The organism is Pseudomonas sp. MDT1-17 (assembly GCF_054898105.1).
In genome coordinates this window covers 843,673-860,872 of record NZ_JBUBVM010000001.1, presented here as the reverse complement: position 1 = coordinate 860,872, position 17,200 = coordinate 843,673, and the positions used below count along the sequence as shown (strand labels likewise).

At 58.9% G+C, this 17,200-nt stretch carries 15 protein-coding genes; 5 read left to right on the top strand and 10 right to left on the bottom strand.

Annotated features, from left to right (window positions below; translation table 11 throughout):
* Positions 1 to 98 precede the first annotated feature (98 nt).
* The 4 genes from ACYZTX_RS03790 (at position 99) to ACYZTX_RS03775 (ending at position 3,617) form a co-directional block, all read left to right on the top strand.
* Positions 99 to 431 carry a DMT family transporter gene (locus tag ACYZTX_RS03790; protein WP_008004867.1) on the top strand — a complete coding sequence of 111 codons (333 nt, stop codon included), beginning with the start codon at positions 99 to 101 and terminating at the stop codon, positions 429 to 431.
* Positions 432 to 631: 200 nt separating this feature from the next.
* Entirely contained in the window at positions 632 to 1,807 is a 1,176-nt protein-coding gene (locus ACYZTX_RS03785) for an NAD(P)/FAD-dependent oxidoreductase (RefSeq protein ID WP_462033012.1), read from the top strand.
* Positions 1,804 to 2,616 carry an aldo/keto reductase gene (locus ACYZTX_RS03780; RefSeq protein WP_462033011.1) on the top strand — a complete coding sequence of 271 codons (813 nt, stop codon included), beginning with the start codon at positions 1,804 to 1,806 and terminating at the stop codon, positions 2,614 to 2,616. Before ACYZTX_RS03785 ends, ACYZTX_RS03780 begins: the two co-directional genes overlap by 4 nt.
* Before the next feature lie 32 nt (positions 2,617 to 2,648).
* On the top strand, positions 2,649 to 3,617 hold the full coding sequence (locus ACYZTX_RS03775; protein WP_462033010.1) for a metal ABC transporter ATPase: 969 nt from the start codon (positions 2,649 to 2,651) through the stop codon (positions 3,615 to 3,617).
* Between the two features lie 119 nt (positions 3,618 to 3,736).
* On the opposite strand, the gene hldE is transcribed toward ACYZTX_RS03775, so the two are convergent.
* Entirely contained in the window at positions 3,737 to 5,158 is a 1,422-nt protein-coding gene (hldE, locus tag ACYZTX_RS03770) for a bifunctional D-glycero-beta-D-manno-heptose-7-phosphate kinase/D-glycero-beta-D-manno-heptose 1-phosphate adenylyltransferase HldE (RefSeq protein WP_462033009.1), read from the bottom strand.
* 171 nt (positions 5,159 to 5,329) lie between these two features.
* Positions 5,330 to 7,132: a lipid A export permease/ATP-binding protein MsbA gene (gene msbA, locus ACYZTX_RS03765; RefSeq protein WP_462033008.1), complete on the bottom strand. Its 1,803-nt coding sequence runs from the start codon at positions 7,130 to 7,132 to the stop codon at positions 5,330 to 5,332.
* A gap of 115 nt (positions 7,133 to 7,247) precedes the next feature.
* On the opposite strand from msbA, the gene ACYZTX_RS03760 reads away from it, so the two are divergent.
* A complete protein-coding gene (locus ACYZTX_RS03760; RefSeq protein ID WP_462033007.1) occupies positions 7,248 to 7,889 on the top strand; it encodes a BUD32 family EKC/KEOPS complex subunit in 642 nt (213 codons plus the stop codon).
* 42 nt (positions 7,890 to 7,931) lie between these two features.
* Here the strand turns inward: ACYZTX_RS03760 and ACYZTX_RS03755 are convergent, their stop codons facing one another.
* The 8 genes from ACYZTX_RS03755 to ACYZTX_RS03720 all read right to left on the bottom strand — a co-directional run bounded on the left by ACYZTX_RS03755 (position 7,932) and on the right by ACYZTX_RS03720 (position 17,157).
* Positions 7,932 to 9,080 (bottom strand): O-antigen ligase domain-containing protein, encoded by a 1,149-nt coding sequence (locus ACYZTX_RS03755; RefSeq protein WP_462033006.1) that lies wholly within the window; start codon positions 9,078 to 9,080, stop codon positions 7,932 to 7,934.
* A gap of 4 nt (positions 9,081 to 9,084) precedes the next feature.
* Complete coding sequence (locus tag ACYZTX_RS03750; protein WP_462033005.1) at positions 9,085 to 9,852, bottom strand: glycosyltransferase family 2 protein; 768 nt, start codon at positions 9,850 to 9,852, stop codon at positions 9,085 to 9,087.
* A gap of 39 nt (positions 9,853 to 9,891) precedes the next feature.
* Positions 9,892 to 10,848 carry a glycosyltransferase family protein gene (locus ACYZTX_RS03745; protein WP_462033004.1) on the bottom strand — a complete coding sequence of 319 codons (957 nt, stop codon included), beginning with the start codon at positions 10,846 to 10,848 and terminating at the stop codon, positions 9,892 to 9,894.
* On the bottom strand, positions 10,845 to 12,275 hold the full coding sequence (locus ACYZTX_RS03740; RefSeq protein ID WP_462033003.1) for a PIG-L deacetylase family protein: 1,431 nt from the start codon (positions 12,273 to 12,275) through the stop codon (positions 10,845 to 10,847). The genes ACYZTX_RS03745 and ACYZTX_RS03740 overlap by 4 nt, the downstream gene beginning before the upstream one ends.
* 8 nt (positions 12,276 to 12,283) lie before the next feature.
* Positions 12,284 to 13,180, bottom strand: coding sequence for an antimicrobial resistance protein Mig-14 (locus ACYZTX_RS03735; protein ID WP_462033002.1), 897 nt, complete (start codon positions 13,178 to 13,180; stop codon positions 12,284 to 12,286).
* The gene (locus ACYZTX_RS03730) at positions 13,180 to 14,310 is read right to left on the bottom strand and encodes a glycosyltransferase (protein WP_462033001.1); all 1,131 of its coding nucleotides are present in this window, start codon (positions 14,308 to 14,310) and stop codon (positions 13,180 to 13,182) included. The genes ACYZTX_RS03735 and ACYZTX_RS03730 overlap by 1 nt, the downstream gene beginning before the upstream one ends.
* Complete coding sequence (locus ACYZTX_RS03725; RefSeq protein ID WP_462033000.1) at positions 14,294 to 16,051, bottom strand: carbamoyltransferase family protein; 1,758 nt, start codon at positions 16,049 to 16,051, stop codon at positions 14,294 to 14,296. The genes ACYZTX_RS03730 and ACYZTX_RS03725 overlap by 17 nt, the downstream gene beginning before the upstream one ends.
* 227 nt (positions 16,052 to 16,278) lie before the next feature.
* The gene (locus ACYZTX_RS03720) at positions 16,279 to 17,157 is read right to left on the bottom strand and encodes a DUF3800 domain-containing protein (RefSeq protein ID WP_462032999.1); all 879 of its coding nucleotides are present in this window, start codon (positions 17,155 to 17,157) and stop codon (positions 16,279 to 16,281) included.
* Positions 17,158 to 17,200: the final 43 nt, after the last annotated feature.

The following is a 17,200-nucleotide window of genomic DNA, read 5'->3' as shown; positions in this document are numbered from 1 at the left end:
AACCCATCTTCAGAACAGATAGGTAATGACTTTACCGCATCTGGAGAATCTCTAGAATGCCGACCTCAGAAAGCAACACTTCACACGAGGATGCACCTATGACCGCTTACTACTACCTGGCCATCGCCATCTGCGCCGAAGTGATCGCCACCGTTTCGATGAAAGCGGTCAAAGGCTTCAGCACCCCACTGCCGCTGTTATTGGTCATCGTCGGCTACGGCATCGCCTTCTGGATGCTCACGCTGGTGGTGCGCAGCGTTCCGGTAGGTGTCGCTTACGCGGTGTGGGCGGGAATGGGGATCGTGATGGTCAGCGTTGCGGCGCTGTTCATTTATGGGCAGAAACTGGATGTGCCGGCGATGCTGGGGATGGCGCTCATCGTACTGGGCGTCGTAGTGATCCAACTCTTCTCCAAAACCGCCGGGCACTAAGACCTGGAATACGATCCATTGTGGGAGCGGGCTTGCTCGCGAATGCGGTGTATCAGGCAACATTTGTGTCGACTGGCACACCGCATTCGCGAGCAAGCCCGCTCCCACAAGGTTTTGCATTTGCCCTGTTGATCACCAACAAATCCCCTCTTCTTCGAGTCTGTATACTGCGTCCTCGTCTTGAACACTGAGGTCGCTGCATGCCATCCGTTATTTCCACCGACGTTCTGATTGTCGGCGCTGGTGTCGCCGGCCTCTGGCTGAATGCGCGCCTGCGCCGCCAGGGTTTTTCGACCGTGTTGGTGGAAAGCGCCAGCCTCGGCGGCGGACAGAGCGTGAAGTCCCAGGGCATCATCCACGGCGGCGCCAAGTACGCATTGCATGGCGCCCTGACCGGTGCATCGGAAGCCATCGCCGACATGCCTCGGCGCTGGCGTGAAGCCCTGGCCGGTGACGGCGAGCTGGATCTCAGCGGCGTGCGCCTGCTGTCCGAAGCCCATTACCTCTGGTCCCCCGGTACGATCGCCGGCAACCTCACCAGTTTTTTCGCCAGCAAAGCGGTGCGCGGTCGCGTCGATCAGGTCAAGGGCGAGCAACTGCCACCTGCCCTGCAAGACAAGCGCTTCAAGGGCAAGGTTTATCGTCTGGCGGAACTGGTGATCGACGTGCCAAGCCTGATTCAGCGCCTCGCGGATCTGGCGGGTGATGGTTTGCTCGCCGGTCAGAAAATCGAACCGTTGCTGGAAGGTGGTGTTCTGGTCGGCCTCAAAGTCGACGAGCGCGAGATTCGCGCCCAGCGCATCGTGCTCAGCGCCGGTGCCGGCACAGCGACGCTGCTCGAAGCACTGGGGTTGAGCCAGCCGGCCATGCAACGTCGGCCACTGCACATGATCATCGCCAAAGGCCCGGGCCTCAAACCGCTGTACGCCCACTGTCTCGGTGGCGGCACCAAACCGCGCATGACCGTCACCACCCACCCGGCGGCCGATGGCCAATGGGTCTGGTACCTGGGCGGCGATATCGCCGAAGCCGAAGGTGTCGCTCGCGAACCAGCGGCACAAATCGCCACGGCGCAGAAAGAACTCGGCCAGTTGCTGCCATGGATCGACCTGAGCACGGCGCAATGGGCGACCTTGCGAGTGGATCGCGCCGAGCCGCTGCAATCGGGGCTGACTCGCCCCGACAACGCGTTTCTTGCCGAAGAGGGTCGGTTGCTGGTCGGTTGGCCGACCAAACTGGCCCTCGCGCCGGACTTCGCCGACCGGGTGATCGCCTCCTTGCAGCGCGACGGCATCCAGCCAAGCCAATCGGCGCCACTACCCGACCTGCCAAAACCACCAATGGGCATTCCAGCCTGGGAGCAACTGCTGCCATGAGCGTAAAGACCTTGCACGACCTGCATCGCCCGCTGGGCAGCACCGGCCTGCTGGTTTCGCCACTGGGCCTGGGCACCGTAAAGCTCGGCCGTGACCAAGGCGTGAAATACCCCAACGGTTTCCAGATTCCCGATGACGACGAAGCGCGGATGCTGCTCAAACTCGCCCGCGACATGGGCATCAACCTGATCGATACCGCGCCGGCCTACGGTCGCAGCGAAGAACGCCTCGGCCCGTTGCTGCGGGGTCAGCGTCAGGATTGGGTGATCGTCAGCAAGGTCGGTGAAGAGTTTGCCGACGGCCAGTCGAGCCACGATTTCAGCGCCGCTCACACGCGATTGTCGGTGGAGCGCAGCCTGCAACGCCTGGAAACGGATTTCATCGACCTGGTGCTGGTGCACTCCGACGGCAACGACCTGGCGATCCTCAACGACAGCGAAGTCTATACGACCCTCGCGGCGCTGAAGAGCGAGGGCAAGATTCGCGGCTTCGGTTTTTCCGGCAAAACCGTCGAAGGCGGTTTGAAGGCTCTGGAACAGGGTGATTGCGCGATGGTCACCTACAATCTGAACGAGCAGAACGAGAAGCCGGTCATTGACTATGCTGCTGCTCACGGTAAAGCCATTCTGGTCAAAAAAGCCCTCGCCAGCGGCCACGTGTGCCTGAGCCCGGGCGTGGACCCTGTGCGCGCCAGCTTCGAGTTGTTGTTTGAACATCCGGGTGTTGCCAGTGCTATTGTCGGGACCATTAATCCGCTGCACCTCGCCCATAACGTTGCGACCGTTGCCCAGGTCCTACGTAGAAACTGATGCCGCCCACGCGGCCTTAAGCAGGAGCCGACATGCCGCGTACGCTCATAAGAAAGAACCCGAGCAACTTCAAGACCCTGCCGTTATTCGTCGAAGCGACTCCCGAAGGCCTGAGTTATCAAAGCGTCGGGATGCCGCTCAATTTCTCCCAGACTCTGCAACGTCGCCGCCCGGTGACGGTAGCCGACACTCAGCGGTTTTCGCTTGACCTGGCCAATCTCGGGGTCTCTGTGCGCCTGACCCTGCATTGGCAGAATCGCGACTACTGGGTGTTGGTCCGTCAGCGTCGGCAGGATCGTGGCGATGTAGTGCTCAAGCTGATCTCCGGTTATGTGCCGGCCCATGAGCTGAACCTGCCGCTGCACACGGCGATCCAGGAGATTGCCGAAGAGTGCCTGTTGGAAACGCCGGAAGGCTGGCTCGGCGGTCGCTTCAACGACACCTGGCTGCCGGCGCCCTACTCGTCCGCCCTGCATTATCGCGAGGCGTTGCCGTTTCGCCTGACGCCGCTGTCTGGTTCGGCGCGGCCAGTGCGTTGCGCCAAGATGCAGCTGATTGAACGCCCGTGGGCTTACGTGCATTTGCCGACGGCCTCGCTGCAATTGATCTATGACTTGCGCCTGGACGTGCCCAAGGAAGCCAAATCCTTGAGTTTGTTTCACGTCGACGAACGATTGGAAGGCGATCAACTGGTGGCCCGCCTCGATCGCAAACGCCCCGATCTGTATTTAATGCCACTGCAGGACGGCCAGCCGATGGCCGAGCTGTATACCTTGAAGAAAGATCAGCTGTACCCGGCGAGTACTCGCGGGTTGTACCTGGCAGAGAGTTTTGCCCAGCAGGAAGGCTGGCTGGTGCGGGACGAGCGAATTCGCTGGAAGGATTGGGTGCGGCAACAGGGTTTGAGCCCGCTGGGGAAGGATTCCGGATTAGCACGGTTGCGGGGGAAGGCGAAGCAACTGCTGAAGAAAATCGTGCCGCGTAAAAAAGTCAGCTCTTGAAAGCAAAAAATCGCAGCCTGCGGCAGCGCCCAGCGGGCGCGTAGGAGCTGCCGAAGGCTGCGATCTTTTGACGTTTCGATCGCAGAGAATCAAAAAAAGATCGCAGGCTTCGCCAGCCCCTACGATTTGCGGATCTTCTCGACAATCGCGGTGGTCGAGCTGTTTTCCACCAGCCCCAACACTTTCACCGTTCCGCCGTAAGCGGTCACGATGTCCGCGCCGACCACTTGCTCGATGCCGTAATCCCCACCCTTGACCAGTACGTCCGGCTTGACCTCGCGCAGCAGGTTTTCCGGGGTGCCTTCAGTGAAACTGATCACCCAATCCACGGCGCCCAGACCGGCCAGTACGGCCATGCGACGGTCGACGCTGTTGATCGGACGACCGGGGCCTTTCAGTCGGCTGACCGACGCATCGTCGTTGACCGCAACGATCAGACGATCACCTTGGGCTCGTGCCTGCTCGAGGTAGGTCACGTGGCCGGCATGCAAAATGTCGAAGCAGCCGTTGGTGAAGACGATCTTCTCTTTATGCGCACGCGCATCATCGACCGCCAGCAACAGCTGCTCAAGGCCCAGCACACCACGCTCCGAACCTTCCTCACGCTGGATAGCGCGACGCAGTTCCGGCGCGCTGATGGCCGCCGTACCGAGCTTGCCGACCACGATGCCCGCCGCCAGGTTGGCCAGGGCCACCGCGTGGGGCAGTTCTTCACCAGCGGCAATGGCGGCCGCCAGGGTGGAAATCACCGTGTCGCCGGCACCGGTCACATCGAACACTTCACGGGCACGGGCCGGCAAGTGCAGTGCCGGATGATCCGGACGCAGCAGAGTCATGCCGTGTTCGCCGCGGGTCACCAGCAATGCGCCGAGGTCGAGGTCGTGCATCAGCTGCGCGCCCTTGCTCACCAGCTCATGCTCATCGGCGCAGCCGCCGACGATGGTTTCGAACTCACTGAGATTCGGCGTGATCACGCTCGCACCGCGGTAGATCGAGAAATCCTTGCCCTTGGGGTCGGCCAGCACCGGAATGCCACGGGCACGGGCCGCCTGGATCAGCGCCTGATGGTTTTTCAGCGCGCCTTTGCCGTAGTCGGACAGCACCAGCACCTTGATGCCTTCGAGCAATTCGTCGACTTGCGCGCCCAACGCCAGGGCGTCGGTGGCGAAGGGTTCTTCGAAGTCGATACGCAGCAGTTGCTGGTGACGGCTCATGACCCGCAGCTTGACGATGGTCGGCTGGTGCGCGATGCGCTGGAACAACGCCCGCACGCCAGCGCCCTTGAGGCTATTGGCCAGGCTGTCGGCAGCTTCATCGTCGCCGGTCACGCCAACCAGCGAGGCTGGTGCGCCGAGGGCGGCAATGTTCAACGCAACGTTGGCGGCACCGCCCGGGCGGTCCTCGATTTGCTCGACCTTGACTACCGGTACCGGCGCCTCAGGGGAAATCCGTGAGGTACCACCATGCCAGTAACGGTCGAGCATGACATCGCCGACCACCAACACAGGGGCTTGATCGAATCGCGGCATGGACAACTTCATGGAGCAACCCACATACAAAATGAACAGGGGCGCGATATTAACACAGGGTTGGCGTGGGCTTGTGCGACGGCTGCAATGGGATGATTCGGCAGGGGTTTCTGGTCATTTATTGATCAGAAAATTGCACGCTGGATGTACGAGAGGGTGAGCCAGGCTCACCCTCTCGTCGGGTCAGGCGATTCCGGCGGTGACCGGCTCGTCCAGACCCATCGCGTGCAGGCGCGAGTAGTAGCCGTTTTGCGCCAACAGTTGAGCGTGGGTGCCGCGCTCGACGATTTCACCATGGTCCATGACCAGGATCATGTCGGCCTTCTCGATGGTCGACAACCGGTGAGCAATCACCAGCGTGGTGCGACCTTTCATGACCTGATCCAGTGCAGCCTGAATATGCCGCTCGGACTCGGTATCGAGCGCCGACGTTGCCTCGTCGAGAATCAGCAACGGTGCGTTCTTCAACAAGGCCCGGGCAATCGCCAGGCGCTGACGCTGGCCACCGGACAGCAACACGCCGTTTTCCCCGACCTGGGTGTCCAGGCCTTGCGGCATCTCCGAGATGAAGTCCATCGCGTAAGCATCCGTGGCGGCCTTTTCAATGTCGGCACGTGGTGCGCCGGCCAGGTCACCGTAAGCGATGTTGTTGGCGATGGTGTCGTTGAACAGGGTCACATGCTGCGTCACCTGCGCCACGTGCCGACGCAGATTGCGCAGACGATAATCTTCGATTTCCACGTCATCGAGCATGATGTCGCCGGTTTCGTGGTGATAGAAACGCGGAATCAGGCTGGCCAGGGTCGACTTGCCGCTGCCCGAACGACCGACCAGGGCAATCATTTGCCCCGGTGCCGCCGTGAAGCTGATGTTCTTCAGCACTTCACGATCGGTCCCAGGATAGGTGAAGCTCAGGTTGCGCACGTCCAGGTGACCGGTGACGCGATCGCGCTCGACGGTACCCTTGTCAATCTCTGGCTCGACGTCCAGTTGCTCGAAAATGCTCTCGGCACCGGCGACGCCTTTCTGGATCGTCGAACTGACTTCCGACAACTGTCGAATCGGCTTGGGCAACAGGCCCGCCGCGGTGATGTAGGCCACCAGGTCACCGGCGGTGGCATCGCCACGCAGGAACAGCACCAGGAACATCAACACCGCCATGGCGGTGTAGATCACCAGTTGCAACATGGGCGTGTAGACCGCACCGGTCTTGGTCATGCGCAATTGCTTGTCGGTGTTGCCCTGACTGGCTTCGGCGAAACGACGCTCTTCATAGCTCTCGCCGCCGAAGCTGCGCACCACGCGATAACCCTGGATGGTCTCGGAGGCCACGTGAGTCACGTCGCCCATCGCCACCTGGATTTTCTTGCTCTGCTTGCGGAATTTTTTGCTGGTGCTGCTCACCATGATCGCGATGATGGGCAGGATCGCCAGCATCACCAGGGTCAGCTTCCAGTTCATCCACAGCAGGTAAGCAAACAGGAACACCACGGTCAGGCCTTCACGAATGACCACTTTGATGGCGTCCGTGGCCGCACCGGTGACCATGGTCACGTTGAAGGTGATGCGCGAAATCAGGTGCCCGGAGTTATGGGTATCGAAATAACGGTTGGGCAATACCAGCAACTTGTTGAAAAGCTCGACACGCAAGTCGTGGACCAGCCCCAGGGATACTTTGGCCAGGTAATAGTTACCCAGGAAAGAACCCAGGCCTTGCCAGGCGGCGATCAGGATGATCAGCAGCGGCACAGCCATCAGCAACTGCAAGTCTTGCAGATAAGGAACAGTAGGGAAGAGCACCGCTTCAGGGTTGCTCAGGCCATCAACGAAATATTTGAGAATCCCGGCCAGCATGGGCTGCGTCGAGGCAAAAATCACAAAGCCGACAATACTGATGGCAAACATGCCCCAGTACGGACGCACATACGACAGCAGGCGCAGGTATATCTTCAAGCTCGACGGCGCAGGCGAATCAGGGCTGGTCATGAGAACCCGTTGTATGAGAAAAGAGCCCGCGAGTGTAACACAGGCCATTTTAGCCGCTGACCTGCGGTAACATGGCCGGCTATCCATGCCTCACGGCGCCCAACCCGGAGTATTGATGCAAGCGCTTGATCACACCCGATATCTCGCCCTGCGCGAGGGAGCACAAGTCCTTGAAGCGGATGGTTCGGGGGACAAGGTTCTGCGGTTGACGGACGGTTCAATACTCAAACTGTTTCGCCGCAAGCGCCTGCTGACATCGGCCGCATGGTATCCGTACGCCAAACGCTTTGCCGACAACTGCGATGCGTTGCGTGAACGGCACATCCCCTGCCCGTCGATCCGTCAGGTTTACCGGATCCCGAGTATCGAGCGCGATGCCGTGCACTACGATCCACTGCCGGGCCAGACCCTGCGCCAGCTACTGGATACCCAGGGCGATGCCGATCCGTTGCGCGGTCAATTGGGGGTCTTCATGGCCACTTTGCATGAGCGGGGGATTTATTTCCGCTCGGCGCACCTGGGCAACATCGTGCTCACACCCGAGCATCAGTTGGGCCTGATCGACATTGCCGACATGCGGGTGTATCGCCGTCCGTTGCGCAAGACCCTGCGGCTGCGCAACTTCAAGCATATGGTGCGTTACCCGCAAGACCGGCAATGGTTGCTTGACGGTCGCGGCGAAGTCTTCATGCACAATTATGGCCAGACCCAGAGCATCTGCTCCCCGGAAGAGCTGAGCGTCGCCCTGCAAAAATGATCTGAGCGCCTTCGCCTCCGGGGAGGAGACGAAGGCCAGGCATTACGCCAGCGCGGGTTGCCGCGCCTTCAGCACGCGAGAGAGAACCATCGCTGCGGGCAGCAGCACCAGTGGCCACAACTCGTCAGGGTTACCGATCAGCAAACTGCCATCGAAGTTCAGCATCACCAGTGCACACGCCAGGTACATACCCCACACGTCACGCAGACGCCAAGCCTGCCAAAGGGATGCGGCCATCAGCGCGACGAACAACATCAGCGAAATTCCGCCGCTGTACAGCCCCAGCGCTACGAAAATGTTGTGCGGATGCTGAATCGGCATCCAGCCATCGAGTACCTGGGCAGTGTGGAAGCCGATGCCGCAGCCCAGTGCCCAGCCGCAGTTGCGCCACTCGCCGACCATGATCTGAAAGATTTCGATGCGGTACGAATCACCTCGATTCCAGAGGGACTGATACCAGGCTTCGTTGTGCACCACCAGGAACAGCAGGCCTAAAACGACCGCGCCAATTGCCACCGCACCGCCAACCAGCCGCGGCTTGTAGTAAATGCCGTAAAGCAACCAGACGCCGAACAGGAACACAGCGCCCACAAACGCAGTGCGCGTTTGCATGACGAAGGCCACCGCGAACACTGACAGGACGATGGCCAGGCCACCTTCAATGTACTTTCGCTCCTTGAACCAGGTGGGCAGCGCCAGCGCCAACGCACAAAACAGCCAGATGCTGGCGTAGATAACGTTCTCCAGGCGTGCCGGAAGCAGCCCCACCCGGCCGCCGACGGTGAACTCACCGGTTGCCCAACCGTAGAACGCGCTACCAAAAATGTACAACGTCAGGATCCAGAACTGAGCGCGAATAAACGCTGAGCTGCGGAAAAATTGCGGATCGGTGAGGGCGCCGGCCACCATGACGAACATCAGTACATAGAAGACGTGTTTGTAGAACTGCATTTGACCTGCAATCGTAGCAGGCACCAGAAACCACAGAATGAACGCCAGCCAGCCCCATGCCAGCGGTTCCTTGAGCAAGCCAGCACCGCGCTCCTTGATCAGGAAGACCAGGCCCGGCAATGCCATCAGGACGTAGAACAGGTTATTGGTCCACTTCGACGACCAGCCCACCACAAAGCTCAACAGAAACAGACAGAGCACCGCTCCGAAATACACCATGGTGTTCTTTCCTGGCTTCATGCCGCTAAATTCCATGGAGCACCCAACCTATTGCAAGACCCGAAATAAGAGCGGCGACCAGCTTCAGCCGATCGATACGTTTACGCCGTAATTTGTTCACTCGCTCCTTCGGAACCACCACATGCTCTCCGAAGCCGGTGTGCAATACCGCGTCGTTTTCCAGAATCAACGCATAGCGATTTTCGCCAGCATACAGACGCGACAAATCTTTCTCCCCGGAAAATCCGGAGTACGGTGCATGCATCAAATAATCAGCACGACGGCGCAGCCCTGGATTAAAGGAAAAACCTTGCCACTCGGCTTTTTGCGAGCCCAATACATAGAAAGGAATGCCATGGCTGACTTTGCGCTCGTTCAGGAACACGTAAGGACTGTGAACCATCAGGTCATGATTGAAGCTGCGCAGCCACACTTGCAGCGCCTGTGGATCTTCCTCCAGCAGGCATTGGGATTCTTCGATAAACCCTTCACGGTAGAAGTCCCAGTCGTCTTCGCAGTGAAAAATCCACGACGTCTGCACCTGGGCGTAGGCGGCATCGATTGATCGCAACTGACCCAGGCGTGGGTTGTTGATGAAGAACTGGGTATGCGCCCTCCAGTGTTCCGGAATACAGGCCTCTACGGCGCTGTCGCCGGAGTCCTCAGTGATGAACACTTTACGGATGGGAGCCGTGTTGAACCGGTCAAACGTCTCGAGGGTTCGCTTCAACAGATCGAAGCGACCGCAACTAGTAATTACTACCGAAATGTCGCTAGTCTCGCTGAACAGCATTTGTTTACACCGCACCATTGGTTGTTTAATCGCCCGGCTTTACAGCCCCAGCGACAAGCGTAATTTTTCTTTCCAGCCTAGCGGGACATGCTCGCGCAGCGGCGCACGCAGGGCGTCGACAATCGAATGTCCTACAGCCCGGAACGTGTAACGTTGCTCTACCAGAGCCTGTCCGGCCAATGAAATGGTCTCGGTCAGCTGAGGGGACTCGCGTAACACCGCCAGTTTTTCCCTGAGTTCGTCGCGGGTTCGATAAAGCACGATGTTGTGCATATCGACAAACCCCAGCGCGCGATTCTCTGCTTCCCCTTGATCGTAAGCAAACAGCACACAACCACAGGCCATGGCTTCGAAATTCTTGATCATGTATTCGCCCATGCCGACGTCGGCACTCACGAAGTAACGGATCCGGCTCAACGTCTCGCAGTATTCCTCACCCGACTTGGTGCGCGTAATCAGCAGGTTCTCCACTTCGGCCACAGACTCGAGCATGGCCTTGCGTCCGGCATACGCCACGCTGTTGAGACTGCCGACGAAACCCAGCTCGATATCACGTTCACGCTGGCGGTTTTGCAACAGCGCCTGATCGTAACCCTTGGGCACGAAATGCGCGTCAAACCCTTCATCACGCAAGCGCTGGCTGACCATGAAACCCGAGCTGATCACGCGAACCCAGGGCAGCTTGCGGTAATGGGCGCTGAACTTGCCCGTGTACTTGCACGGGATGTAATTCTGGTACGCATCGTGTTCCAGAATAACCAGATTGGGCAGGGTTTGTATGAACCTCACCTGTCTGATTTCTTTTTTGAAGCGCAGGAAGAAAACAATCCTGTCATAGCGGCTCACATCGACATGCTTGCGAAAGTATCCCCGCAAGTCGTCCTGCTCCGCGCTGGTCAGCTCGCGCGTGTCGCAGTCGCAGTGCTCGGCGATACCGTCATACAGTCGATCGAGGATCGCTCGCTGCTCTTTCTGCACCAGAAACAGAACTTTCAATTGGCCTCTCTCTTTCCAGACAGCTCTTGGACCCAGAATAATTCGTGGCGTCGCACCGCTTTACGGAAGAACTCGTTTTCGCCGAAAGCCGGCCAGTGCCGGGCCGCCAGACAACGCTGTATCGCCCGGCGAAGTAGGCGCTTGAGGGGAAGTCGGGGCTGAAGGTCGTGCATCATGCCCAGCGACATAGCCTTGTGCCACTGTTTTTCGGTCGACAGACAAAGTGCCCAGGGCCGCAACGGCTCATGATTATTGATCTGTGGCGGCAATGTCACGCCCGTGCTGGCATCACCCATTGGCCAGCGATCGTTGTCGTGTAGATGATTGGCGTAATGCAACAAGGTTTCGGGCTGCCAGGCCGTACTGCTCAGTGCCTGCATCACCGCCTGCTGTGAGCATAGGTGGTCTGGGTGCGGGTCGAAACGCGGATGTGGCAAGACAATGACCTGGGGTTGGATACGCTCGATCAACTCACTCAGGTCGGCCAGAAGATTGTTCCAGGACGGTATGCCATCAACGTCACTGCCCAGGGCAAACGGATTGAACCGTCGAAAATATCGAGTATCGCCAAGCTGGGCCTCACGGGACACCGCGGCCTCGGTCGGTGCGCTCTGCATGGCGGACAATTGCAGGCAGAAATACCCCAACTGAATGCAGCGCTCCTGAGGAACGCCGCCCCACAACGGCACGCTGAGACTGTCCCAGGCGCGAAGCGAGCCTTTCAGCCGAGACGCTTCGACGCCGTTGAGCCCCATCTGCTGATAGTGCTCGGCCTCGATTTCACCGGCGGTCATGGTCACGATCCAGCTTTGACTGGCGCTGCTGTACAACCCGAATGCGGCCAACTCGGCATCGTCGGCGTGGGGCGCGATCACCATCACCCGCTGACGGCTGTAATCGGGATGCTCGAACGCCCAGAGCACCGGTTCACCGAGCAATCGGCAGAAACGCCCGCGCAGACGTAACTCACCTTGCGACAGGACGTGTGCCTGACCACTGAGGTTGAGGTAACGCAGGCCGTTCACACCACGTTCGAAGGTTTGTCGGTCCGGGTTATCCCCCCCCGACAACTCGACCACTGGATCGATAAAGCGTCCCAGCCAGGTGCTTTTGATCCGCAGCGCCAGGATCAGGGTGGCGTCGTCGACCAGCATGACGCCGTCGTCCAGGCGCAAACGCTCACCATCAAGGTGAACCTTGGGCTGTTGGGTGTACGGTGGAAAGCTGTACTGGTAATCGTCTTTGGGCGAATAAAACAAATGGTCGGCGAACCATGCCTCATGGGCAATCCAGCCCAGGACCGCGAGCACCAACGGCAGCCACCAGCTCACCAGCATGCCAATGGCAACCAATAGCACCAGCGCGATGAGCAGACCGATGCGTTTGGTGCGCCGATGGCGCTTGAGCAATTGCTGTTTGCGGTTCATGGGCTGGCTCATACGGTGAACACCGGCACGGGATTGCACCAGCGATCCTTGTATTCACGGTCGGCGCGACCGAAAGAGAAGCGCAAGGGTTTGTCCAACGCACGGGCATGCTCCCAGGCGCTTTGCGTATTGAGAAAACTCAGCACGCTGCCGGGACTGAATTCGCGGGTTTCGGGATCGACGCCGCCATTGATGTACTCGACGCTGATCCACTGGGGTGTCTCGACACGGTAGACCAGTTGAATCGCTATCGGCGCATCGTTGAGAAAAATCACCGAGCCGATCAGCAAGTCACGCAGCAACTCGATGACCTCAGCCATGCGCTCGGCCCCCGTCGCAGGAAAACCCCAGCGGCGCTGGAACAGGTCGCAATAGATCGCTGCCAGTTCACGACTGGAAAACTCGGCGACCGGCCGGACCACGCCGCCCGCCTCTTCCAGCAATCGCAATTCACGGCGCTGGTTGTAGCGAAACTTCTTCGACAGTTCTTCGGGAGTGCGGGCCATCGCCAGTTGTTCGGCCTGCAACTTGATGCCGGTGAAACGGCCTTCATTCAGCACCGACAGGTAGCGTCCACGATGACGTAGCGGCGCTTGTGCATCGGCAGCGGCTGGCAGGATTAACTCGGCATTGCCGAGGTCGAACAGGCCTTTTTTACCGCGGCGTTTGAGCACATCCTTCGACAACGCGAGGTCGCGGCCCCAGGTCGGGATCGCGGCCTTGACTTCACCGTTTTGCTCCCAGGCCAGGTAGCGCACAGGGATGTCGGCCAACTGCGCCAGCCGCTCGACCACCATGGGATGAGTGGCGACGCTGCCGCCATAACGTTGCCAGGCATCGGCATAGGTCGAGGCGTCGACTACCGCCCAGCCACGTTCGCGCCAGCCTTGAAATCGGTTGAGCATCAGCCCCTCGGTGCCAGTTCGGTAACGTGCGGCAAACGCCAGAAAGCCTCGCGCACCGCGCGGTCGGAGAAGCGCTCACGCAAGCGATCGAGCATCAGCTCGACACACTGGTGACGTTGCTGCTCGTCCATCGCGGCCAGATGTTGCAGCCCTTGAGCCAAGTGCTCGGCATCGCCCAGCGGGAACAGAATACCGACGCCCTCGACCACTTCCTTCGCCCCGCCACACGCCGTGGCGAGCAACGGCACGCCGGCAGCCATGGCTTCCAGCAGCACCATGCCGAACGGTTCATGATCAGAACTCAACGCAAACACATCAAAGGCACGGAAATAACGCCGAGCCTCAGGCACCTGACCGAGGAACAGCACGCGGTCTCCGATACCCAGCTCACGGGCCAGGGCCTTGAGGTCCTGTTCCAGTCGACCGGCACCGAGCATCACCAGTTGGCTGTTGGCCGGCAAACCCGGCAACGCCCCGGCAAAACCCTGCAGCAGGGTCGACTGATCCTTGTCCGGATGCAGCCGTCCGACGTTGCCGACAACCCAGGCATCCATCGCCAGGCCCAGGGTTTCCCGAGCTTCGCGAACTGACACCTGGCTGTCCTGCAAGGTTTGCACATCAATTCGGTTATAGAGTGTTTGAATCCGTGCAGCCGGCCATTTCGGCAGGCAACTGCGCATGTCGTCGCGCACCGCATCGGAGACCCCGAGCAGGCTCAGGCGCTTGCGGAAAACATTCGCGAAGAGTTTGCGCGTGCCGCGTTTGTAATCGTCAAACGCGTGATGCACGCCAATCACCGGCAACGACGTACCGAGCAAGGCGATATAAATAGGTTTGAAACGGTGAGCGATGCAAAAACTGAAATTGCGCGAGGCGGCGATCTTGCGCAGATCGCCGATGGCGCCCAGCTTCAGGCCACGAATGGCCTTGGAGCTGTACTCCATGAACAACACTTCATCGGAAGCACAGCCCGCGGCGACCCCACTGTCTGCGGCCCCGGTCAGGAACACCGTGGTCACTCGATAACCGGTCCCCGCGAACAGGCTGGCGTACTGCCGGGCGCAGTCCAGAAACGGCCCGTCATAGCCGTGACAGAACTGCAGCACATGGCGTTCAGCCGAGCGTGTCATATGCGTCCGCGCCCTCTTTGACCACCAGGATGTCTTCCATGATCAGATACTGTAGATCGGAACCGAAGAACATGTTCAGGGCATCCGTCGGCGAGCAGATCATCGGTTCGCCACGACGGTTGAGCGAGGTGTTCAGCGACACGCCGTTACCGGTCAGCACTTCCAGCGCCTTCATCATGTCGTAGTAGCGCGGGTTGTATTCGCGCTTGAGCACCTGGGCCCGCGACGTACCGTCTTCATGGACGACTTCCGGCACGCGGGTTTTCCACTCTTCCGCCACTTCAAAGGTGAAGGTCATGAAGGGCGCCGGATGATCGACCTTGATCATCTGCGGTGCAACGGTGTCGAGCATCGACGGGCAGAAAGGCCTCCAGCGCTCGCGGAACTTGATCTGGTGGTTAATCCGGTCAGCCACGCCGGTGGCGCTCGGGCAACCGATGATCGAACGACCACCCAAGGCGCGCGGACCGAACTCCATGCGGCCCTGGAACCAGGCCACCGGGTTGCCGTCGACCATGATTTTGGCGATGTTTTCCGGCATGTTCGTAAGCTTGCGCCACACCGGCTTGCTCGGGTGACGGGCACACGCAGCGAGCACGTCTTCGTTGGTGTAGGACGGGCCGAGGTAGACGTGCTCCATCTTCTCGACCGGCACACCACGGGCGTGGGACACGTAAGCCGCCGCACCGACCGCCGTACCGGCATCGCCGGACGCCGGCTGCACGAACAACTCTTTGACGTCGTCGCGGGCGATGATTTTCTGGTTCAGTTTGACGTTCAACGCACAGCCACCGGCGAAGGCCAGTTTGCCGGTTTCCTTGAGCACGTCGCCCAGGTAGTGGTCGATCATCTGCAGCGAGATTTTTTCGAACAGCGCTTGCATGCTCGCGGCGTAGTGGATGTACGGCTCGTCGGCGATATCGCCTTCGCGCTTCGGACCCAGCCACTCGATCAGCTTCGGCGAGAAATAGAAGCCTTTGCCTTTCTCTTTATAACGACGCAAGCCGATGACGTTGGCGTAGTCGGTGTTGATCACCAGCTCGCCGTTCTCGAACGAAGCCAGACGCGAAAAATCGTATTTGCCGGCATCGCCATACGGCGCCATGCCCATGACCTTGAACTCACCGTCGAGCATCTCGAAACCGAGGAACTCGGTGATCGCGCCGTACAGGCCGCCGAGGGAGTCCGGATCGAAGAATTCCTTGATCTTGTGGATCTTGCCGTTTTCGCCGTAACCGAAAAAGGTCGTGGCGTACTCACCCTTGCCGTCGATCCCGAGGATCGCGGTTTTCTCTTTGAAACCGGAGCAGTGATAAGCGCTGGAGGCGTGAGCCAGGTGATGCTCGACCGGTTCGATCTTGATTTTTTTCGGATCGAAACCCAATTGCTCGAGGCACCAGACAATCTTGTTGCGATAGCGCTTGTAGCGACGGTTACCCATCAGGATCGCGTCGAGCGCGCGGTCCGGGGCGTACCAGTAACGCTTGGCGTAATGCCAGCGAGCCTTGCCGAACAGGCTGATCGGCGCGAACGGAATCGCTACCACATCAACGTCGGACGGCTTGATGCCAGCCTGCTCGAGGCAGAACTTCGCCGACTCGTAAGGCATGCGGTTCTTTGCATGTTTATCGCGCACAAAGCGCTCTTCCTCAGCCGCCGCGACCAGCTTGCCGTCGATGTACAAGGCTGCGGAAGGATCATGGCTAAGGGCGCCGGACAGGCCAAGAATCGTCAATGCCACAGGGGTCTAGCCTCTTTAGTCTGCATGCAGGCGCAAGGCGCCTAAAAGATTAATGTGCCCTCGCAAAGGGCGAGTGGCAGCTAAAGGGCGGGATTATAGCTTAAAAGCTGCGGCAAACCTCTAGCGGGAAACGGCAGGCTCGCGCGTTGACAGCAGAAGGTCGCCGACATAGACTCCTGCGCAAATGGACTGGGGGATCCCGGTCGGCGCTGTAGCCTCGGTGAGTTTCACCGGGGCTTTTCGCTTTCTGAAAGTGGGAAAATTTTCAAACCCCAGTTTTCGAAACCCTCCCCCACATTATCGCGCCCCCCACTGCAATAGAACTTACGCTTGAGCACGTCAAAGGCACGATTTTCTTGTCCTGATCGCAAAACGCTCATACCGATAGGTCTTGCAACAAGATCCGCCAGCTGCAGGCCCGTGGAGTTCACTTGTTTGGTTGCAAAGACGATGTCGAACGGTAGCTGAATGCCCAATCGATTCGCGCCATCACACATGCGACGAAACTCCAGTTCAAGCTCGTTATCCTCCTTCTTCCCTCGACGCTCAAAAATCACATGAGTCAACGCATTGTGATGATTCTTTTCCTGTAGAAACTCAAAAAGCGTTTCCAGGCAAAAACCGAGGGCGACATGATAAGGATTGTGAACTGGACCTTGTTTTTCGCGAAGAGCGGCTTTGTCGATCACACAACTGATCAAAACGAAATTGCTTGCCTCGATAATGCCCGTCAACTCATCGAGAAAGGCATGCTTGTGTTGCCTGGACATGAACAGACTGGAGAAGGCGCCCTTCTCTTTTCGAATCTCCAGCTCATGCAGGCCAATCAGGTCGTGCCCCATATGATTAAATTTAAACTTCTGAAGGGCAGGAATAACTTTCTCGCAATAGTGCCTTTTATGAAAAACACAAAAGGCGAGTACAAACATTGGGTAGTTTGGATCTAGCGTTTGCATTCCATGATCGCCGCTCTCATCAACGTAAATAATGAAATCGCTGTATTTCCCTGTTGGCGGCAAGAGCTTTTTCGCCTCAACATCTGCGTCTGCTTCACTTTCGCTTTCAAAAAGAAAAAACTGTTGAGAGGGCAAGATAGGGGTCGACACGAAGCTATTCATCCTTTGTTTTTCGAGCCAAGTGCGTAGGTGT